The 19,363-nt window shown below is 34.4% G+C and carries 20 protein-coding genes; 16 read left to right on the forward strand and 4 right to left on the reverse strand.

Annotated elements, in window-relative coordinates:
* Nucleotides 1-239: 239 nt before the first annotated feature.
* Nucleotides 240-824 carry an ATP-dependent Clp endopeptidase proteolytic subunit ClpP gene (gene clpP, locus LrDSM24759_RS02405; protein ID WP_117117905.1) on the reverse strand — a complete coding sequence of 195 codons (585 nt, stop codon included), beginning with the start codon at nucleotides 822-824 and terminating at the stop codon, nucleotides 240-242.
* 200 nt (nucleotides 825-1,024) lie between these two features.
* Nucleotides 1,025-2,467 carry an APC family permease gene (locus tag LrDSM24759_RS02410; RefSeq protein ID WP_117117906.1) on the reverse strand — a complete coding sequence of 481 codons (1,443 nt, stop codon included), beginning with the start codon at nucleotides 2,465-2,467 and terminating at the stop codon, nucleotides 1,025-1,027.
* Nucleotides 2,468-2,906: 439 nt separating this feature from the next.
* Here LrDSM24759_RS02410 and LrDSM24759_RS02415 point away from each other — a divergent pair, with 439 nt between their 5' ends.
* The 10 genes from LrDSM24759_RS02415 (at nucleotide 2,907) to LrDSM24759_RS02460 (ending at nucleotide 13,052) form a co-directional block, all read left to right on the forward strand.
* Nucleotides 2,907-3,938: a sugar-binding transcriptional regulator gene (locus LrDSM24759_RS02415; RefSeq protein WP_117117907.1), complete on the forward strand. Its 1,032-nt coding sequence runs from the start codon at nucleotides 2,907-2,909 to the stop codon at nucleotides 3,936-3,938.
* Nucleotides 3,939-3,989: 51 nt separating this feature from the next.
* Nucleotides 3,990-5,006, forward strand: coding sequence for a type I glyceraldehyde-3-phosphate dehydrogenase (gap, locus tag LrDSM24759_RS02420; protein WP_117117908.1), 1,017 nt, complete (start codon nucleotides 3,990-3,992; stop codon nucleotides 5,004-5,006).
* 106 nt (nucleotides 5,007-5,112) lie between these two features.
* A complete protein-coding gene (locus tag LrDSM24759_RS02425; protein WP_117117909.1) occupies nucleotides 5,113-6,330 on the forward strand; it encodes a phosphoglycerate kinase in 1,218 nt (405 codons plus the stop codon).
* 23 nt (nucleotides 6,331-6,353) lie between these two features.
* Complete coding sequence (gene tpiA, locus LrDSM24759_RS02430; RefSeq protein WP_117117910.1) at nucleotides 6,354-7,109, forward strand: triose-phosphate isomerase; 756 nt, start codon at nucleotides 6,354-6,356, stop codon at nucleotides 7,107-7,109.
* Nucleotides 7,110-7,152: 43 nt separating this feature from the next.
* Complete coding sequence (eno, locus tag LrDSM24759_RS02435) at nucleotides 7,153-8,451, forward strand: phosphopyruvate hydratase (RefSeq protein WP_117117911.1); 1,299 nt, start codon at nucleotides 7,153-7,155, stop codon at nucleotides 8,449-8,451.
* A 119-nt stretch (nucleotides 8,452-8,570) separates the two neighbouring features.
* Nucleotides 8,571-8,804, forward strand: coding sequence for a preprotein translocase subunit SecG (gene secG / locus LrDSM24759_RS02440; protein WP_117117912.1), 234 nt, complete (start codon nucleotides 8,571-8,573; stop codon nucleotides 8,802-8,804).
* A gap of 71 nt (nucleotides 8,805-8,875) precedes the next feature.
* Nucleotides 8,876-11,206: a ribonuclease R gene (gene rnr, locus LrDSM24759_RS02445; RefSeq protein WP_117117913.1), complete on the forward strand. Its 2,331-nt coding sequence runs from the start codon at nucleotides 8,876-8,878 to the stop codon at nucleotides 11,204-11,206.
* Between the two features lie 16 nt (nucleotides 11,207-11,222).
* Entirely contained in the window at nucleotides 11,223-11,681 is a 459-nt protein-coding gene (smpB, locus tag LrDSM24759_RS02450; protein ID WP_117117914.1) for an SsrA-binding protein SmpB, read from the forward strand.
* 8 nt (nucleotides 11,682-11,689) lie between these two features.
* A complete protein-coding gene (locus tag LrDSM24759_RS02455) occupies nucleotides 11,690-12,256 on the forward strand; it encodes a GNAT family N-acetyltransferase (RefSeq protein WP_117117915.1) in 567 nt (188 codons plus the stop codon).
* A 211-nt stretch (nucleotides 12,257-12,467) separates the two neighbouring features.
* Nucleotides 12,468-13,052 carry a hypothetical protein gene (locus LrDSM24759_RS02460; protein WP_117117916.1) on the forward strand — a complete coding sequence of 195 codons (585 nt, stop codon included), beginning with the start codon at nucleotides 12,468-12,470 and terminating at the stop codon, nucleotides 13,050-13,052.
* On the opposite strand, the gene LrDSM24759_RS02465 is transcribed toward LrDSM24759_RS02460, so the two are convergent.
* On the reverse strand, nucleotides 13,049-13,573 hold the full coding sequence (locus LrDSM24759_RS02465; RefSeq protein ID WP_117117917.1) for an LURP-one-related/scramblase family protein: 525 nt from the start codon (nucleotides 13,571-13,573) through the stop codon (nucleotides 13,049-13,051). The two genes, LrDSM24759_RS02460 and LrDSM24759_RS02465, sit on opposite strands and share 4 nt — an antisense overlap.
* Before the next feature lie 87 nt (nucleotides 13,574-13,660).
* On the opposite strand from LrDSM24759_RS02465, the gene LrDSM24759_RS02470 reads away from it, so the two are divergent.
* The 3 genes from LrDSM24759_RS02470 to tsaE all read left to right on the forward strand — a co-directional run bounded on the left by LrDSM24759_RS02470 (nucleotide 13,661) and on the right by tsaE (nucleotide 15,882).
* Nucleotides 13,661-14,356, forward strand: a complete 696-nt coding sequence (locus tag LrDSM24759_RS02470) for a uracil-DNA glycosylase (RefSeq protein WP_194007992.1) — start codon at nucleotides 13,661-13,663, stop codon at nucleotides 14,354-14,356.
* A 72-nt stretch (nucleotides 14,357-14,428) separates the two neighbouring features.
* Nucleotides 14,429-15,403, forward strand: coding sequence for a phosphate acetyltransferase (gene pta, locus LrDSM24759_RS02475; protein ID WP_117117918.1), 975 nt, complete (start codon nucleotides 14,429-14,431; stop codon nucleotides 15,401-15,403).
* A gap of 2 nt (nucleotides 15,404-15,405) precedes the next feature.
* Nucleotides 15,406-15,882: a tRNA (adenosine(37)-N6)-threonylcarbamoyltransferase complex ATPase subunit type 1 TsaE gene (tsaE, locus tag LrDSM24759_RS02480; protein WP_117117919.1), complete on the forward strand. Its 477-nt coding sequence runs from the start codon at nucleotides 15,406-15,408 to the stop codon at nucleotides 15,880-15,882.
* 17 nt (nucleotides 15,883-15,899) lie between these two features.
* Here tsaE and LrDSM24759_RS02485 read toward each other — a convergent pair whose 3' ends face one another.
* Nucleotides 15,900-16,433: a 3'-5' exonuclease gene (locus LrDSM24759_RS02485; protein ID WP_117117920.1), complete on the reverse strand. Its 534-nt coding sequence runs from the start codon at nucleotides 16,431-16,433 to the stop codon at nucleotides 15,900-15,902.
* A 101-nt stretch (nucleotides 16,434-16,534) separates the two neighbouring features.
* Between LrDSM24759_RS02485 and murB the strand changes: the two genes are divergently transcribed.
* The 3 genes from murB to LrDSM24759_RS02500 all read left to right on the forward strand — a co-directional run bounded on the left by murB (nucleotide 16,535) and on the right by LrDSM24759_RS02500 (nucleotide 19,356).
* Entirely contained in the window at nucleotides 16,535-17,440 is a 906-nt protein-coding gene (murB, locus tag LrDSM24759_RS02490) for a UDP-N-acetylmuramate dehydrogenase (protein ID WP_117117921.1), read from the forward strand.
* A gap of 105 nt (nucleotides 17,441-17,545) precedes the next feature.
* Nucleotides 17,546-18,391 (forward strand): diadenylate cyclase CdaA, encoded by an 846-nt coding sequence (gene cdaA / locus LrDSM24759_RS02495; RefSeq protein ID WP_117117922.1) that lies wholly within the window; start codon nucleotides 17,546-17,548, stop codon nucleotides 18,389-18,391.
* Entirely contained in the window at nucleotides 18,388-19,356 is a 969-nt protein-coding gene (locus LrDSM24759_RS02500; protein ID WP_117117923.1) for a CdaR family protein, read from the forward strand. The genes cdaA and LrDSM24759_RS02500 overlap by 4 nt, the downstream gene beginning before the upstream one ends.
* Nucleotides 19,357-19,363: the final 7 nt, after the last annotated feature.

Genomic DNA, 19,363 nt, shown 5'->3' on the forward strand with positions numbered 1-19,363 from the left:
TAAGAAATCAGATCTAATTTTCTAAACTCGACATCAAAGTGTCCACATTCTTCGAAGAGACTATTGATAACTTAAGTAAAACTGCCAGTTTTGTTTACGACATCAAGTGTCTAAGAGAACTTTGACATATAGTTTTACTACTACTTAAATTCTACAAGAGAATAAAAATAGTGAATTAATTATCCCGTCGGATAACTAATTCACTATTTAGCTTAGAATGTTTTGTTAGTGAAAAATGATTATTTTTCTTTATTAACTAAAATGTCATCAATTAAACCATAATCTTTTGCTTCTTCAGCAGTAAGGTAATTATCACGTTCAGTATCCTTAAGAATTTTATCTAAAGGTTGACCAGTGGTTTCATGCAAGATTTGGTTTAATTTCTTACGACTCTTTAAAATTTCTTCGGCAGCAATTTGAATATCAGTTTGTTGACCTTGAGCACCACCTAAAGGTTGGTGAATTAAAACGGTTGAATTAGGTAAAGCAAAACGTTTACCCTTAGTACCACTAGTTAAAAGAATAGAAGCCATGGATGCGGCCATACCAATTGCAATAGTAGAAACGTCTGACTTAATGAAGTTCATGGTATCCATAATTGCTAAACCAGAGGTAATAACACCACCTGGTGAATTGATGTATAAAGAAATATCTTTTGTATTATCTTGTGCATCTAAGAATAAAAGTTGAGCAATAATTGAATTTGCCATTTGGTCATTAATTTCACCACTCAACATAATAATTCTATCTTTTAAAAGTCTTGAATAAATGTCGTATGCACGTTCACCACGTGCGGTTTGTTCGACAACTGTAGGTACAAGCATTAATAAATACCTCCTAATTATATAAAAATTAGCACTCTAATATGTACTGTGCTAATTAAAGCACATAATTACTATAAGGTCAACTATTGAAACAAGAAAATAAAAATTCTTTTACTTGTTTAATCGTCTGCAACAGTAAAAGAAAAGGACCAAATTAGATATTTGGTCCTAACTAGAAATACGTTTAAACTTTATGATATTTATTTTTGCTCTTGTCTTTTTTTAATAATAGGAAGAATTAAGCCTAAAGCAAGTAAGATGATTGGGGTTAAAATATTTAAGAATAAAGTAAAGGGATCGGGAGAATAGATACCCACTAAACAACATGCTGCTGTTAAAGCAAAGCACCAATAACCACTTAATTTTGCTAACCATTGGTGTTTTGTCATTTGATATACAGAATTAAATTGCTTGTGATGATTACGTAAAGCAATATAAGCTGCAAAAACCCATAGATATCTTAGTGGCATGGTGGTTGAGTTCAATTTAACTAATTGTTCCATTACTTGCGTAGCATTTGGCACAACGGCTTGAATCAATGTTAATCCGCCTGAAAGAACAACTACCATCCAAATACCATTAATATAAGCACCATGACGATTTTGTTTTAACAATCCTGCGGGAATAAAATCATGTGCTTCTTTACTACCTAAAAGCATTCGTAAAGGTGCATCAATAGAAATAACTAGAGTGGCAAATTGACCAATTACATTACACCAAGCATAAAGGTAAAGAAAAAGGTTGCCAGCATGGTAATAGTTACCTAAATTTTGAAAGGCCCAGTAAGGTCCATTTGAAATATAATTTGCTAAGGCTTGACTATTACCGGATACTTTTTGGGGATCAAACATCATGGCTAAGGCAAAAGTTCCCAAAATTGCGGAAATTATAACCATAACAGCTAATAAAATCATTGATTTAGGAAAATTTTTGGCAGGATTTTTGACTTTAAATACATAAGGAGAAATTTTTTCACAGCCACCAACAGAAAATATCAAAATAGATAGTGAAGTGAAATAACTAACATTGAAGTTAGGTAAAAAATTTTTCCAATTCCAAGAAATTGTTTGAAAATTACTGTGAGGATTTATCGCAGGTGCTGCAAACATCATGAGAATAAATAAAATGGACATAATGAACATTGAGGTACCAGCAACTGTAGCTAAGGTCTTTAAAAAGGAAATACCTCGGCTAGCAAACCAACAAAAGAAAAGAAAAATTAGTAAAGTGGCTAATTGAATCCAAAGAGTAGGTGTAGAGTCAAATTTCTCAATTGACCCCCAGATGCCCCACGCCATAGCTCTTAAACCACCAGTACCTTTACTGGAAATATAAACAACGTGAACGGCCCAATAAGTCCAACCAGCATAATAAGCCCAGCGAGGTCCCATAGTTGCGTTTACCCATGAAGAAACACCACCTTCGGCATTTTTAAATGTCGACCCTAGTTCACCAACCATTAACGCGTAAGGTACAAAATAAAGAGCAAACATGATGATCCAGCTAAATATGACATGAGTACCATCAAAGTAGCCATAACCATTAATAATATTTCCAAAACCCCAGACAGTCGAAAATGCCATCATAGCTAATGTCGGCCATAGCATCTTTTTAGTCTGGTTTTGCTTTAATTCATTTTCCATTAAAATTACCTCTCTAAAATAGAATGACTTACCCAGCTAATTATACTCAACTTAAGCTTATAATTGGAGAAGAAAAAAAGAATAAGTATATGGTTAGTAAAAAGGCCTTATACTTATTCTTTCTAGAAATATGAATATGGTGTTCCCCCTCAGAATCGAACTGAGATCTTAAGAACCGGAATCTTACGTGCGATCCATTACACTAAGGGAACAAATGAAACTATCAGTATTGTATCAGAAAAAATAATTTTAGAACATAAAAGAATAAATTTGAAATCGTTTTATTTTTGCTTGAAATATAATTTTTATATTGCTATACTATTGGTGTCGAAAGAGAAATGAGAAAACTAAGTATTTTCGAGTTTCTCTAATATTTTTAAAGTTGGTGGGTCATGAATCGTCACATGTTGGGAACGATTATGACCCGGAAGGAGCAAAAATGGACACGGATTTAACCTTGTTACAAGATTTAGCTCCAGATATTTTTAAAATAGTTCGACAGCGATTCTTAGTTTTAGAGCAAATTTCTTTGCTTGCACCAGTTGGTCGAAGAGTAGTTGCAAAAAAATTGGGCTTAAGTGAACGTAATATTCGAACAGAAACTGATTATTTACGAACTTTAGGCTTAATTGAAATTAAAAACTATGGGATGACTCTAACTGAAAAGGGTAATCATGTTTTGAAAGAGGCAGCCCCTCTTATTGACAGGATCTTTAATGCAAGTAATTTTGAAAAGGATCTTGCTAAAAAGTTGGGAATTGAGCGTGCAATAATAGTTCCAGGAAATAGTGATCGTCAAGAGCGTGTGTTTGAGCATGTTAGTGAACAACTTGAGTCAGCTCTCGATTTATTACTTCCGTTAGGAAAAAATATTATTACAGTTTTGGGAGGATCAACGGTTGCTAAGGCAGCTGAACATTTTTCTCCAAAATTGAATCGTTATCGTGAGTTGCTCTTTGTTGCAGGACGAGGAGCCTTGGGTGAAAGTGTTGAAATACAGAGTAATACAATTGCGCAGGTCATGGCCGCCAAAACTGGTGGCAAGCACCAGGGATTGTATTTACCAGAAAATGTTTCTTCAGAAGCATTGGATATTTTAATTAAGGATCCTAACATTGCGAATGCGATTTCAAACATATATAATAGTGATGCAGTCGTTCATGGAATTGGCTTAGCTGATGAAATGGCTAAGCGGCGTGATTTAGACGTAATTACGCGTTCTAAGCTTCGTGAAAAGGGAGCGGTGGCCGAAAGTTTTGGGTATTTCTTCGATCACCAAGGACGATTGATTGACCGAGTTCCTAGAATAGGGTTACAGCTTGAGGACTTAGGTAAAATACCTCATGTATTTGCCATTGCAACAGGTGCTGAAAAAGCACCGGCAATTGAAGCATACATGCATCATGCTCCTAAACAAACGTGGCTTATCACGGATGAAGGAGCCTCAAATATGGTTTTAAAGGGGAAGTAATTCCTGTTTAAAATAAATTGTTACATAGATTCCTAAGGAGGAATATTGGATATGACAGTTAAAATTGGTATTAACGGTTTCGGCCGTATCGGACGTTTAGCATTCCGTCGTATTATGGATTTAGGCGAAAAGTCTAAGGATATCGAAGTTGTTGCAATTAACGACTTAACTACTCCTTCACTTTTAGCACACTTACTTAAGTACGACTCAACTCATGGTACTTTTGACCACGAAGTTTCATCAACTGATGATTCAATCGTTGTTGATGGTAAGAAATACCGTGTTTACGCAGAACCACAAGCAGAAAACATTCCATGGGTTAAGAACGATGGTGTTGACTTCGTTCTTGAATGTACTGGTTTCTACACTAGCAAGGCTAAGTCAGAAGCTCACCTTAAAGCTGGTGCAAAGAGAGTTTTAATTTCTGCTCCTGCAGGTAACGATCTTAAGACTATTGTTTACGGTGTTAACCAAGACACTTTAACTCCAGATGACAAGATCGTTTCAGCTGGTTCATGTACTACTAACTCATTAGCTCCAATGGTTAATGCTTTACAAAACGAATTTGGTATTGAAGTTGGTACTATGACTACTATCCATGCATACACTTCAACTCAAATGCTTTTGGATGGTCCTGTACGTGGTGGTAACTTACGTTCTGCACGTGCTGCTGCAATCAACATTATTCCTCACTCAACTGGTGCTGCTAAGGCCATTGGTCTTGTTATCCCAGAATTGAACGGTAAGTTGAATGGTCACGCACAACGTGTTCCAGTTCCAGATGGCTCAGTTACTGAATTAGTTACTATTTTAGGCAAGAGCGTAACTGCTGACGAAGTTAACGAAGCTATGAAGAAGTACGAAAGTCCTTCATTTGCATACAATGACCACAACATCGTTTCAACTGATGTTTTAGGTATGACTGCTGGTTCAATCTTTGACCCAACTCAAACTATGGTTACTACTGCAGGTGACAAGCAATTAGTTAAGACTGTTGCTTGGTACGACAACGAATACTCATTCACTTGCCAAATGGTTCGTACTTTATTGAAGTTTGCTACTCTTTAATCTGTAATATTTAATTATTATTTAACGATTAGATAAGCAAAGAGAAGGCGGAGGGAGAGTTCTTCCTCCGCCTTTTTTAGAAAATGAAAACATGGAGGCTAATTAAATGGCTAAATTAATTGTTTCAGATCTTAAAAATGAACTTAAAGGCAAAAAAGTTCTTGTTCGTGTAGACTTTAATGTTCCAATTAAAGATGGTGTAATTGGTGATGATAATCGTATCGTTGCTGCTTTACCAACTATTAAGTACATCATTGACAACGGTGGTAAAGCTATCTTATTAAGTCACCTAGGTCGTGTTAAGAGTGATGCAGATAAGAAAGAATTATCATTAAAGCCAGTTGCAGAACGTTTAAGTGAATTATTAAAGAAACCTGTAACTTTTGTTCCTGAAAATGAAGGTAAAGAAGTAGAAGAAACTATCGATAACATGAAAGATGGAGATGTAGTTGTTCTTGAAAACACTAGATTCCAAGATATCGATAATGACTTTGGTAAACGTGAATCTAAGAATGATCCAAAACTTGGTGAATACTGGGCAAGTTTAGGTGACATCTTTGTCAACGATGCCTTTGGTACTGCACACAGAAGTCACGCATCTAACGTTGGTATTGCTGAAGCTATGAAGAAAGCTGGTAAACCAGCAGCAGCAGGTTACTTACTTGAAAAGGAAATCCAATTCTTAGGTGATGCGGTTGAAAATCCTGTACACCCATTTGTAACTATTTTAGGTGGTGCAAAAGTTTCAGATAAGATTGGTGTTATCGAAAACTTGATTCCTAAGTCAGATCACATCTTAATTGGTGGTGGTATGGCTTACACTTTCTTGGCAGCTCAAGGACACAAGATCGGTAAATCATTATTTGAAGAAGATAAACTTGATCTTGCAAAAGAATTACTTGAAAAGGCTGGCGACAAGATTGTCTTACCTGTCGATAACGTTGCAGCTACTGAATTCTCAAATGATGCACCTCATGAAGTAGTTGGCGATGATATTCCTGATAACATGATGGGCTTAGATATTGGTCCTAAGACTGTTGCAAAATTTAAGGATATTCTTAAAGATGCGAAGACTGTTGTTTGGAATGGACCTATGGGTGCATTTGAAATGCCTAACTATGCTGAAGGTACTTTAGAAGTTGGTCGTGCTTTAGCTGAATTAAAGGATGCTGTAACTATTATTGGTGGTGGTGACTCAACTGCAGCTGCTAAGCAATTGGGTATTGCTCCTAAGATTAGCCACATTTCTACTGGTGGTGGTGCTTCACTTAACTATCTTGAAGGTAAGGAATTACCTGGTATCGCTTGCGTTTCAGATAAGTAATTCATAGGAGGAATATTTTAATTATGCGTACACCAATTATTGCTGGTAACTGGAAATTACATATGAATCCAGAACAAACTGCTGAATTTGTTAAGGCAGTTAAGGGTAAATTGCCAGATCCATCTAAAGTTGAATCTGTTATTGCTGCACCTGCAGTAGACCTTTATGTTCTAGCAGAAAATGCTAAAGGTACTAATTTACATACTGGTGCTGAAAATGCATACTTTGAAGTTGAAGGTGCATTTACTGGAGAAACTTCACCTAAAGTTTTAAACGAAATGGGTATTGACTATTGTATTATTGGTCACTCAGAAAGAAGAGGTTATTTCCACGAAACTGATGAAGACATTAACAAGAAAGCTAAGGCTTTATTTGCTAATGGCGTAACCCCAATTATTTGTTGTGGTGAATCTCTTGAAACTCGTGAAGCTAATAAGCAAGAAGAATGGGTAGTTGGCCAAATTAAGGCTGCTCTTGATGGTTTAACTGCAGAACAAGTATCTAAGGTTGTTATTGCATATGAACCAATTTGGGCAATTGGAACTGGTAAAACTGCTTCAGCAGATCAAGCTGAAGAAATGTGTAAGACTATTCGTGAAACTGTTAAGGATCTTTACAATGAAGAAACTGCTGAAAATGTTCGTATCCAATATGGTGGTTCTGTAAAACCTGCTAACATTAAAGAATTAATGGCTAAGCCAGATATTGATGGTGGTTTAGTTGGTGGAGCTTCATTAGATCCAGAATCTTACCTTGCATTAGTTAACTACCAAGATTAATTTATAAACAATTTATTTAAACAGAAATAAAAGGAGAATTTTAATGTCTGTAATTACTGATATTCACGCACGTGAAGTTCTTGACTCACGTGGTAACCCAACTGTTGAAGCTGAAGTTTACACTGAATTAGGTGGCTTTGGTCGTGCTATTGTTCCATCTGGTGCTTCTACTGGTGAACACGAAGCTGTTGAATTACGTGATGGGGACAAATCACGTTTTAATGGTAATGGTGTTTTAACTGCGGTTGAAAATGTTAATGGTGAAATTGCAAAAGCTGTTATTGGTTTAGACGTTACTGATCAACGTCTTATTGACCAAACTATGATTGACTTAGATGGTACTCCAAACAAGGGACGTCTTGGTGCTAATGCAATTTTATCTGTTTCTTTAGCTGCTGCACGTGCTGCTTCAGATGAATTAGGTCTTCCTTTATATGAATACTTAGGTGGACCAAATGGTCACGTTTTACCAACACCTATGATGAATGTTCTTAATGGTGGTAAACACGCTGATAACAATGTTGATATTCAAGAATTTATGATTATGCCAGTTGGTGCTAAATCACTTCATGAAGCAGTTCGTATGGGTTCAGAAACTTTCCATACTTTAAAGAGTATTCTTAAAGAACGTGGCGAATCAACTGCTGTTGGTGATGAAGGTGGATTTGCACCTAACCTTGAAAACAACGAAGAACCATTTGAATTATTAGTAGAAGCCATCCAACGTGCTGGTTACAAGCCTGGTGAAGATATTGCCATTGCATTTGACTGTGCTGCTTCAGAATTCTACAACAAGGATACTAAGAAGTATGTAACTATTGCTGATGGCCGTGATTACTCAGCTGAAGAATGGACTTCATTAATTGAAGACTGGGTTGATAAATACCCAATTATTTCTGTGGAAGATCCATTGGATGAAAATGATTGGGAAGGTTGGAAGACCTTTACTGATCGTTTAGGCAAGAAGATTCAAATTGTTGGTGATGACCTCTTTGTAACTAACACTAACTACTTGAAGAAGGGTATTCAAATGGGCGTTGCTAACGCTATCTTAATTAAAGTTAACCAAATTGGTACTTTAACTGAAACATTTGATGCTATCGAAATGGCCAAGCAAGCTAGTTACACTGCAATTGTTTCTCACCGTTCTGGTGAAAGTGAAGATACTTCAATTGCTGACTTAGTTGTTGGTACTAATGCTGGTCAAATTAAGACTGGTTCAATGTCAAGAACTGATAGAATGGCTAAGTACAACCAATTAATGCGTATTGAAGAAGCTTTAGGTTCAACTGGTCAATACCTTGGTATTCACAGTTTCTACAACTTACATAAACAATTCTAATAAAGATTAGAAATTTACAAAAAGAGAGACTATTTTTAGTCTCTCTTTTTGTTTCGCAATTATGAGTGATTTATGGTAAACTTCTAATAGTAGTTAATTTAGGCAATGGAGGCAGCGCTTTGTATAACGTAACCATGACGTTAATAATTATCGTTAGTATTTTAATAATTATTGCAACGTTAATGCAACCACAAAAACAGCAAGATGCCTTGAATGCTTTATCTGGTGGTGCCGTATTTAGTGGCCAATCCAAAAAGCGAGGTTTTGAGGCTTTAATGGAAAGAATTACTGGTGTTTTACTAGTTATTTTCTTTGTATTAGCGATTATTTTAGCGACATTATCATCTAAGTAAAAGAATCGGCCTCCACCCTTGGTGGAGGTCTTTTTATTAGGCCTAGAAATATAATATTATGAGGTGTTTATATGGCACAAAATGAAAGATTATTAGCGGAAGTTTTTGAAACATTTCGTCATAATCCACAAGAACAATTTGATGTAGATCACTTAGAAAAAGACTTAAGTAAACATAATAAATTTGAATTTTCCGACCTTGTAAAGACTTTGACATTTTTGGAACATGAAAAGAAGATTATAACTAATGGTCAAGGAAAGTATCAATTGAATCAAGAAAACATCATCGTCGAAGGTTTATTCAAAGCTAATGATAAAGGATTTGGTTTTGTAAGATTAGATGATGAAAAGGCTGAAGATGTATTTGTGGATAAGCACAATACAATGTTTGCAATTGATGGCGATAGAGTTCAAGTAACTATTATTGCAGGATCAAATCCATGGAATGGTAAGGGACCAGAGGGTAAGGTTAATGAAATTTTAGCTCACGGGGTTGAAAACCTGGTAGGAGAATTTCATCCGTATAGTGATGATTTAGTTAAAAAATATGGTTACATCGGATATGTAACTAGTGAAAACCGTAAATTAAAACGTTTTAAAATCAATCTCGAAGACACTGGTTTAAAGCCTCAAATGGGGGATATGGTACAAGTTTCATTAAAGGAGTATCCTACTGAAGATCATCCTGATGAAATGACAGCAGTAGCTATTAAAACGCTTGGAAATAAAAATGATCCCGGTGTGGATATTATGTCAATTGTTGTTGATAATGAAATTCGGACTGAATGGCCAACCGACGCAATGGAACAGGCTAATAGCATTCCGGATCATGTTACACCTGAGGATAAAAAAGGTCGTATAGATATAACTGAACAACCAGCGGTAACGATTGATGGCGATGATTCAAAAGACTTTGATGATGCAGTTGTTTTATGGAAACTACCAAATGGAAACTATCATTTAGGTGTACATATTGCTGATGTTTCGCATTATGTAACAGAAAATTCACCACTGGATCAAGAGGCATTTAAACGTGGGAATAGTACTTATTTGGTGGATCGAGTTATCCCGATGTTACCGTTTAGATTATCAAACGGTATTTGCTCTTTAAATGAAGGTGTAGAACGTCTTGTCTTGTCATGTGATATGGAAATTACACCTGATGGACAACGTGTAAAATATGATATTCACCCTTCTGTAATGAAATCTCATGGCCGTTTAACTTATAACAAGGTAAATCAGACTTTAGATCCAAAACAAGAGGATCCAAAAGAAGAAAAATACCGCAAGTTAAAACCAATGCTTGAAGAAATGGCTAAATTACATGAAGCGCTATATAAGCAACGTCATCTACGTGGGGCCATTGATTTTGAAGAACCAGAGGCAAAAATTAAAGTAGATAAAGATGGTAAACCCGTCGATATTATTTTACGTGAACGTGGTACAGCGGAAAAAATGATCGAATCATTTATGCTGATTGCTAATGAGACAGTTGCCCAAGATTATTATAAAAAGAACGTGCCTTTCTTGTATCGTGTCCACGAAACACCCGATGAAGAAAAGATGAAGAGTTTCTTTGAATTTATTAGTGCATTTGGTTTACATATCACGGCGGATCCAGCTCATGTTAATCCAAAGGAATTACAAAAGGTTGTTGCTAAAACTGAAGGTACTCCCGAAGAGATGGTTGTACAAATGATGATGTTGCGTAGTCTAAAGCAAGCGCACTATTCTCCTGATCCTTTGGGTCACTTTGGTTTGGCTGCAAAAGATTATACTCACTTTACTTCACCAATTAGACGTTATTCAGATTTAATGGTTCATCGCATGATTCATACATACGCTGATCAAGGAAAGGGAGAAAAGGTTCAAGATCACTTTAAGTCTCAATTACCAGAAGTTGCTGAACAAACTTCTAGTCAAGAACGTCGCTCAATTGATGCAGAACGTGGTGTTAATGATCTAAAGATGACAGAATACATGGCTGATAAAGTTGGTCAAGTCTTTGATGCAATAGTATCATCAGTTACAAGTTTTGGAATGTTTATTCAGTTGCCTAATACCGTAGAAGGCCTAATTCATATTTCTAACTTAAATGATGATTATTATAACTTTAACGAAAAATCAATGACTCTAACTGGACGTAATTCTCATAAGGAATTTAAAGTTGGAATGCCGATTAAAGTAAAACTAATTCGAGCTGATGTTGAACAACATCAATTGGATTTTGAAATTTATGATCCGAATGCACCAAAAAATAATAATCGTGATCGTAATCAGCACGGACGTAATTTTGAACGAAGTTATTCAAGAAATAGAAATAACCGCAATTCCCGTGGTAAAAATAATAGATTTACCATTCGTAAGCGAAATCAAGCTCAAAAATCTTCAAAGAATAGATAATTAAATAGGATTCATAATGAAGCAAAAAAAAGAAGAAAATTTAATTGCTCAAAATAAAAAGGCTGGTCATGATTATTTTATTAAGGAAACGTTAGAAGCTGGAATTGCATTAACAGGTACAGAAATAAAGTCGGTTCGTGCCCGTAGAATTAACTTACGCGATGGATATGTTCAAATTATTAATGGTTCTGCCTATTTAGAAAATGTACATATAAGTGAGTACAAACAAGGTAACATTTATAATCATGATCCATTACGTCAAAGAAGGCTCTTACTTCACAAAAAACAAATTGCACGTTTAGCTGGGATTCAAAGTCAGCAAGGGATGGCCATTATTCCTTTAAAAGTTTATCTTAAGCATGGCTTTGCTAAAGTATTAATTGGTGTTGGCCAAGGTAAAAAACAGTTTGATAAGCGTGAAACCATCAAAAAGCGTGATCAAGAGCGCGAATTAAGAAGAAAGTATCGTGTATAATAATTTCTATGATTAGACAAGCCACCAAAAATGATTTTCCGTATATTTTTCCAATTCTAAACCAAATTTTTGATGAAATGGAACTTGAGCCCATAAAGAAAATGGCAGCAACTACTTTTTATCAATTAATGGCCTTGGGATTTGAAGACCCAAAGTTTACTTTTAGTTATACTCATATGTGGGTAGCAACTGATGAGAAAGATCATCCTATTGGAGTTTTAGATATGTATAGTTATGATGATCAACAACAAGGGAGTCATAATGTAATTAAGAAGTATCAACCAAAGGTGGGCTTACCTACTACATTAACTATATTTGCTGATGATGAGGCTTTACCACATGAATGGTATATTGATTCTTTAGCAGTTGCTCCGAAATACTGGGGAAATGGAATTGGACAAGCACTTTTAAAAATTGTTCCAGAGATAGCTCATAAAAATGGTTATGAGTTAATTAGTTTAAATGTAGATAAAGATAATCCTAGAGCAAAAAGATTATATGATTACATGGGATTTAAAGTGATTTCCGAAATGAAAATTGGTGATCGATCTTATTATCATATGATATTAAATTAAAAAACTAGAGAGTGATTATTACTCTCTAGTTTTTTTATTATAAAAAAATTTTTTGTTATTTTATGATACCTTAACTTCATGGGCTATTTAAAGTCGATAAAATATAGAAATGTTCTGCTTTCATAAAGTGCTTGTTTCTAACTAAGAGCTTTGGTAAGCTGAATTTTAAATGAATCGCATTAGCGAAAAAATATAGAAAGGCCCAAGTGTTATGCAAATTAAATTTACATATGCACAAAAGACTGTTTATGAAATGTTAGCTACTAGAGAGGTAAATGATATCTCAGTTGTTCATCTGTGTAGAACTTTAAAATGTAGTAGACATGCTTTTTACAAGCGATTTGATAATAAAAATAATTTTTTAACTTTATGTTTAATTCAGAACATTCACGATGAAATGAAAAAACATAAAAAACGTGGAGTAAATGAATCAGTTTATTATTTACTCCGACATTTGCAAAATGACAGAATGTACTATGAAAATATGGGACGTCTTTTAAAAAGAACTTGTATATGCACATTACTTAAGGATAAACTTCATGAAATGATCTGGAATAAGATGAAACTTGATGATGAAGTAGCGCGAGTTTTAGTTAAAGAAATGACAGATATAATATATGTCCATTTATTTTTCTGGTTAAAGCATCATTGTGATAAAGATATGCGAAAAGTTTATCATCAAGTAGAGTCTGTCTTGAATCGTCTTAATCATATGAGCACAAATGCAGCTTTTATCGAAAAGTTAAGATTAGAAAATTATCATTATTTATGGGGCCATAAGGAGTTTGAAGATTAATTATACTTCATTAGTCTAAATTTTTGAGGAAAAATAGGAAAAACAGGTAGGTGCAAGGGGGTTGAATGCCATTGCGTAAAAAGAATGCTGCTAAGTAAAATAAATGGAATATCTTCTGGTTTTTTGATTTTACAACTTAAAGTATATCCGTTTTCAGTAATTATGGTCTTAATAGCAGCCATTTCATGAATGTTCTTATAAAATGCATAATTTCCCTTTTTTATACTTCCTTTGACCCAATAATTTAATTGGGTAATATAAAATACATTAGTAAAAGAGCTATTTAGTTTTTTAACTTTTACGAGTGAATGACCGATAACGTCAATTGTATAAGAATTAATAAGTTTAGAACTATCTAAATATAATCGCCCAATTTCTTTGCGAAATTTATTAGTCAAGATAATAGTATGATTAACATTATCAAGATTACCTGAAATAAAAAATATTATTTCTCCTTTTTCATCTATAACAGGAATCTGTCCTAAAATAGGACTTTTATTAAGTAAAACAGAGTACTTCATTTTTCCCTCCTTTACCTCATAGTAACTAAATATTTATGTCTATGATATCATGAAGCAAGATAGAGATTGAAGGTAGGTAAATTTTTGATGAAAAATTTAATTGGAAATGATTGGGACGAAATTTTAGCACCAGTATTTCAAAGTGAAAATTATCAAGAGTTACATAATTTTTTAAAGGAAGAATATCAAACTAAAACTATTTATCCAGATATGTATCATATATTTACGGCCTTTAAACTAACTCCATTTGCAAAAACAAAAGTAGTAATTTTAGGACAGGATCCTTATCATAATCCTGGTCAGGCAACCGGAATGAGTTTTAGTGTAAATCCAGGTATTGCTCTTCCACCCTCACTAAAAAATATATATAAAGAACTATATGATGATGTAGGTGCGGTACCAGTGGACCATGGCTACTTAAAAAAATGGGCTGATCAAGGAGTATTACTTTTAAATGCTGTTTTAACTGTCCCTTATGGTAAAGCTAATGGCCATCAGGGAAAAGGATGGGAATTCGTAACTGATCAAGCTATCAAGCGTCTTAGTGAAAGAGGAAACGTAGTTTTTATTCTTTGGGGCAGATTTGCACAAAATAAAATTCCTTTAATTGATCAGAATAAAAATTTTATTATAAAATCTTCTCATCCAAGCCCTTTTTCGGCTGATCGTGGTTTTTTTGGCTCTCGACCTTTTTCACGCTGTAATGATGCTTTAAAGCAATTCAATGAAGCACCAATTGATTGGCAATTACCTGCCAAAGTGAATCGAACCGAAATTGTTTAACACTAAGGACTTTGATTTAATATCGTAAGTAGGTAAAATAGAAAAAAGAAATTTTATTTATGAGGCTTAAATATGAAAGTATTTGAAAAATTAAAAGAAGTTGCTTTAGAAAAGAAAAGAACAATAATTTTGCCAGAAGGTAAAGATAAAAGAGTTTTACAAGCTGCGGCCCGACTGCAAGCCGATGGTTATGCTAATGTCCAAATTGCAGGTAAAACTAAGGAAATTCTTACTTCGGCTCAAGAAAATGAAATTGATTTAGGAAAGGTGACTATCATTGATATGGAAACTTTTCCTCAACTTGATCAAATGGCAAATGATTTAGTGAAATTAAGACATGGAAAAGTCAATATAGATGAAGCTTATGAGCTTTTAAAAACACCTCCATACTTTGGAACCATGATGGTATATGAAGGTTGGTCAGACGGTATGGTATCAGGCGCAACTCATTCTACTGCTGATACAGTACGTCCAGCCTTACAAATAATTAAAACAAAGCCAGGCATGACCAGAGTTTCTGGCGCCATGATTATGGAACGGGATGAAGAAAAATATATTTTTGCTGATTGTGCCATAAATATAGATCCTGATAGTGAAACTTTGGCAGAAATTGCGTTTCAAAGTGCTCAAACTGCCAGAATGGTAAATCTAGATCCTAAAATTGCAATGTTAAGCTTTTCTACTAAGGGATCAGCCAAAGGCCCCATGGTTGAAAAAGTACAAAAGGCAGTAAAAATTATGCATGCTGAACATCCTGAAATTATGTGTGATGGGGAGTTACAATTTGATGCAGCTTTTGTTCCAAAAATAGGTAAAGCAAAAGCTCCTGATTCTAAAGTAGCGGGTCAAGCTAACGTATTTATTTTTCCTGAATTACAGTCCGGTAATATTGGATATAAAATAGCAGAAAGATTAGGTAATTTTCAGGCAATTGGTCCGGTATTACAAGGCTTGGCCGCTCCAATAAATGATTTATCAAGAGGATGTAGTACAGAAGATATTTATTTATTAAGTATCTTAACAGCAGCACAAGCTAATATGGAATAACTATGGAAAGTTTAAAAATTAATTCAGATGCAGAAATGCAACAATTAGGAAATACTTTAGGTAAATTTGCTCAAGCTCATGATCTTTTGTTATTAACTGGAGATTTAGGAGCAGGTAAAACCACTTTAACAAAGGGAATTGCTAAGACTTTGGAAATTCGTCGTCCAGTTAAAAGTCCGACTTTTACAATTGTGAGAGAATATCAAGAGGGTCTGATGCCTTTGTTCCATATGGATATGTATCGCTTAGAAGATGGCGATCTTTCCAGTATTGATTTACCGGCTTATCTAGCTAGTCCAGGATTGGTAGTAATTGAATGGCCAGAATTCATTATGAATGATTTACCTACTGAATATCTGAAACTAAAAATAAAGAGGCTCGATAATTCTTGGGATTCAACTGAACGCGAAATTGAAATTGAAGCTCAAGGACAACGTAACCAGGAATGGTGGCAAGAAGTTAGTCAGAATCTAAAATAAAAAAATCTCGTTAGGCATTAAATTTGCTTAACGAGATTTTTTATTTGTTCATCACCAAATTCCTTGTTTTGATGAATTAAAATTTCTGCACAGGCTTCACTGTCACTTAATGCATTATGATGATGCCATAAGTTAATATTTAAAGCTTCAGAAACTGTATCAAGCTTGTGGTTTTTTAGATCTGGCTCAAAGCGCCTGCTGGTAGCCAGAGTATCTACCACTAGATAGTGAGGTGTAGGAATATCATAACGGGCTAATGATTTTGCCATAACGTTACAATCAAAACGTGCGTTGTGTGCTGTTACTAACATTCCTGGTTGATATAATTCTTTTATTTTTGGCCAAACTTCTGCCATTGTCGGTGCATTTTTGACATCTGCGGCTGTTATACCATGAATTTTAATATTTTGAGCATCAAAAGGCATTTGAGGGTTGATAACAGTGTAAAAGCGATCAATTATTTTATTATTTCTTACTAAAACTAATGCTAAAGAACATGCACTTTCTGGAAAATGATTAGCTGTTTCAAAATCCATTGCAGTAAAATTCATTTTAACCTCTTCATTATAATTAATTTTAGATAAAGTATATCATATCAGATGCTAATTGAGGTACAATACCATAAGACCATAAAGAAAAGGGAGGGAAAGTTATGCAGTTAATGGATCTAAAAAATGAAGGAATTGATATTAAAAAGAATATTCCGTTAAGTCGATTTACTTTTACTGAAACGGGTGGTCCAGCTGAGTTTTTGGCTTTTCCTAAAAATATTAATGAATTAAAAAAATTGGTAGAAGTTACGACTGACCAAACTATTCCCTTAACAGTAATTGGAAATGCTTCTAATCTTATAATTCGAGATGGTGGAATTGAAGGTTTAGTAGTAATTTTAACTCAAATGAAGGAAATAACTGCCGATATTAAAAATCATTATATTATTGCTGATGCAGGTGCTAGAATTATTGATACTTCAGAAGCAGCCTGTCAAGCCGGACTTACTGGACTCGAATTTGCTGCCGGAATCCCTGGAAGTGTGGGAGGCGCTGTTTTTATGAATGCAGGTGCTTATGGTGGTGAAACACAAACGACAGTGCATTCAGTTGATGTTATTACTCGCAATGGAGATATTAAGACATATACTCACGATGAAATGAAATTCAGTTATCGCCATTCTTTAGTTCAAGAAAATGGGGATATTGTTATAAGAGCTACTTTTGCTTTAAAACCGGGAGATAAACTAGCCATCAAAAATAAGATGGAATATTTTAATGGTCTTCGTCGCGCAAAACAGCCTTTAGAATATCCTTCTTGTGGAAGTGTCTTCAAAAGACCACAAGGCCATTATGTTGGACCAATGATCATAAAAGCAGGTCTTCAAGGTAAGAGAATTGGTGGAGCAGAAGATTCTAAAAAACATGCTGGCTTTATTGTAAATGTAGGTGGAGCAACAGCGACCGATTATCTCAATTTGATTCATTTGATTCAAAACGAAATTAAAGCACAATTTGATGTTGATCTTGAAACAGAAGTAAGAATCATTGGAAAAGAAAAAGATTAAAGTCATGGCGTGAGTTCCATGACCTTTTTATTTATCAATTATTAAATTAAATAGTCAGTATATGAGTGATTCGATATAATTAAATTATTAAGAAAAGGAGAATTTATGAATTTGAATATTGCGAGTCTATTTACTTGGCAAAATTTAATGAATTTGATAGATATTCTAATTGTCTGGTATATCATCTATCGTCTAATTTTATTAGCACGTGGAACAAAGGCTGTTCAATTACTTAAAGGAATTTCTTTAATTATAATTATTCGAATTATAGCAGGCTTTTTGAATTTACATACCTTAACTTATTTTGTCGATCAAATTTTATCTTGGTCCGTTATCGGAATTATTGTGATTTTTCAACCAGAGATTCGGAGAGGTCTTGAACACCTTGGACGTTCATCAATTTTTGGTGGCAATACCATGAGTGCACATGACAGTTCTGAAAAAATGGTTGAAGAATTAGATAAAGCAATTCAATATATGTCTAAAAGACGAATCGGAGCTCTGATTACGATTCAACAAAATACCGGATTAGAGGATTATATTGAAACTGGAATCCCATTAGATGCAGATATATCAGGAGCTTTATTGATTAATATCTTTATTCCTAATACTCCACTTCATGATGGAGCAGTAATTATTAGAGATAATAAAATTGCTGTAGCTGCGGCGTACTTACCGTTATCAGATAACCGCGCTATTCCCAAAAATTTGGGAACTAGACACCGGGCTGCTGTTGGTATTTCAGAAGTTACAGATGCAATAACCATTGTTGTTTCTGAAGAAACTGGTGGTGTTACCATTACGCGTAATAGTCAATTTATGGTGGATTTAACTAGAGAAGAATACTTGAAGTATTTACGGGCTCAATTAGTACCAGTTGAAGATAAAGGTCCAAACTGGTTTCAAAAAATTATTAATAAAGTATGGAATTGGGGGTCAAATAAAAAATGAAAAAATTTTTTGATCGCCTCTGGTTTTATAAAATTGTAGCCTTATTTTTAGCAATTTTATTGGCAATATATGTTAATTATAATCAGCAAGGTTTTGTACCTGAAGGACAACGTAATGCGACTGTCAAGACTGCTACCAAGAAAGAAAATTTAAAAGTACCGCTTCAAGTTTCGGTTGATACCGATAAATACTACGTTACTGGATATCCAGATAAAGTATCTTTAAGCTTATCCGGTTCTACCGCATTAGTAACATCTACTGTAAATACTCAGAATTTTAGGGCATTTATTGATTTAAGCAGATTAAAACCAGGAAAACATACTGTTCCAGTTAAAATTAATGGTCTAAGCAATCAATTATCATATTCATTAAATCCTAAAAAAATTACTGTTAATATTCAGAAGCGAAAATCTAAATCATTTCCAGTTCAAATAGAGTATAATAAAGATGCTGTGCCATCTCCTTATAAGATAGGTACTGCTAAAAGTGATCCGTCAGTGGTTACTGTTACGGGTGCAAAAAGTGAAGTAAATCAAATTGATAAGATTGTTGCTCGTGTGGTTATACCTAAAGATGAAATTAAAACTTATATGCGAGAGGTAATTCTTGTCGCTGAAGACAAGGCAGGTAGGCAATTAAACGTTGTCATTGATCCTGCCACCACTAATGTAACAATTCCAATTAGTTTGCCGAAGAAGACAGTTAAACTTAATTTAACTTCACATGGTGGCAGCCAAAATAAGGTCTTTTCAGTATCAAGTGATATCGAAAGTGTTAAGATCTATGGTAAAAGTGATATATTGAAGAAGCTAGATGAACTATCAGTGGATGTAGATCTTTCACATGTAACTTCTGATACCGAAAAAAATGTAACGTTAAAATTGCCAAAGGGAATTTATCAGGCTAATCCCGCAGAAATTCCAGTAAAAATTAAAGTTTCAGACAGTAATAGTAAAAAGAATTAAGAGAGGT

Source organism: Lactobacillus rodentium (genome assembly GCF_003423665.1).
Lineage (GTDB): Bacteria > Bacillota > Bacilli > Lactobacillales > Lactobacillaceae > Lactobacillus > Lactobacillus rodentium.

Excerpts from the sequence above, each read along its gene's own strand:
- gap (WP_117117908.1), top strand. The coding sequence starts at position 3,990 with ATGACAGTTAAAATTGGTATTAACGGTTTCGGCCGTATCGGACGTTTA.
- clpP (WP_117117905.1), bottom strand. The coding sequence starts at position 824 with ATGCTTGTACCTACAGTTGTCGAACAAACCGCACGTGGTGAACGTGCA.
- tsaE (WP_117117919.1), top strand. The coding sequence starts at position 15,406 with ATGGAAAGTTTAAAAATTAATTCAGATGCAGAAATGCAACAATTAGGA.
- LrDSM24759_RS02460 (WP_117117916.1), top strand. The coding sequence starts at position 12,468 with ATGCAAATTAAATTTACATATGCACAAAAGACTGTTTATGAAATGTTA.
- murB (WP_117117921.1), top strand. The coding sequence starts at position 16,535 with ATGCAGTTAATGGATCTAAAAAATGAAGGAATTGATATTAAAAAGAAT.
- pta (WP_117117918.1), top strand. The coding sequence starts at position 14,429 with ATGAAAGTATTTGAAAAATTAAAAGAAGTTGCTTTAGAAAAGAAAAGA.
- LrDSM24759_RS02470 (WP_194007992.1), top strand. The coding sequence starts at position 13,661 with ATGAAAAATTTAATTGGAAATGATTGGGACGAAATTTTAGCACCAGTA.
- LrDSM24759_RS02500 (WP_117117923.1), top strand. The coding sequence starts at position 18,388 with ATGAAAAAATTTTTTGATCGCCTCTGGTTTTATAAAATTGTAGCCTTA.
- smpB (WP_117117914.1), top strand. The coding sequence starts at position 11,223 with ATGAAGCAAAAAAAAGAAGAAAATTTAATTGCTCAAAATAAAAAGGCT.
- cdaA (WP_117117922.1), top strand. The coding sequence starts at position 17,546 with ATGAATTTGAATATTGCGAGTCTATTTACTTGGCAAAATTTAATGAAT.
- tpiA (WP_117117910.1), top strand. The coding sequence starts at position 6,354 with ATGCGTACACCAATTATTGCTGGTAACTGGAAATTACATATGAATCCA.
- LrDSM24759_RS02455 (WP_117117915.1), top strand. The coding sequence starts at position 11,690 with ATGATTAGACAAGCCACCAAAAATGATTTTCCGTATATTTTTCCAATT.
- LrDSM24759_RS02425 (WP_117117909.1), top strand. The coding sequence starts at position 5,113 with ATGGCTAAATTAATTGTTTCAGATCTTAAAAATGAACTTAAAGGCAAA.
- LrDSM24759_RS02410 (WP_117117906.1), bottom strand. The coding sequence starts at position 2,467 with ATGGAAAATGAATTAAAGCAAAACCAGACTAAAAAGATGCTATGGCCG.
- rnr (WP_117117913.1), top strand. The coding sequence starts at position 8,876 with ATGGCACAAAATGAAAGATTATTAGCGGAAGTTTTTGAAACATTTCGT.
- LrDSM24759_RS02485 (WP_117117920.1), bottom strand. The coding sequence starts at position 16,433 with ATGAATTTTACTGCAATGGATTTTGAAACAGCTAATCATTTTCCAGAA.
- LrDSM24759_RS02465 (WP_117117917.1), bottom strand. The coding sequence starts at position 13,573 with ATGAAGTACTCTGTTTTACTTAATAAAAGTCCTATTTTAGGACAGATT.
- eno (WP_117117911.1), top strand. The coding sequence starts at position 7,153 with ATGTCTGTAATTACTGATATTCACGCACGTGAAGTTCTTGACTCACGT.
- LrDSM24759_RS02415 (WP_117117907.1), top strand. The coding sequence starts at position 2,907 with ATGGACACGGATTTAACCTTGTTACAAGATTTAGCTCCAGATATTTTT.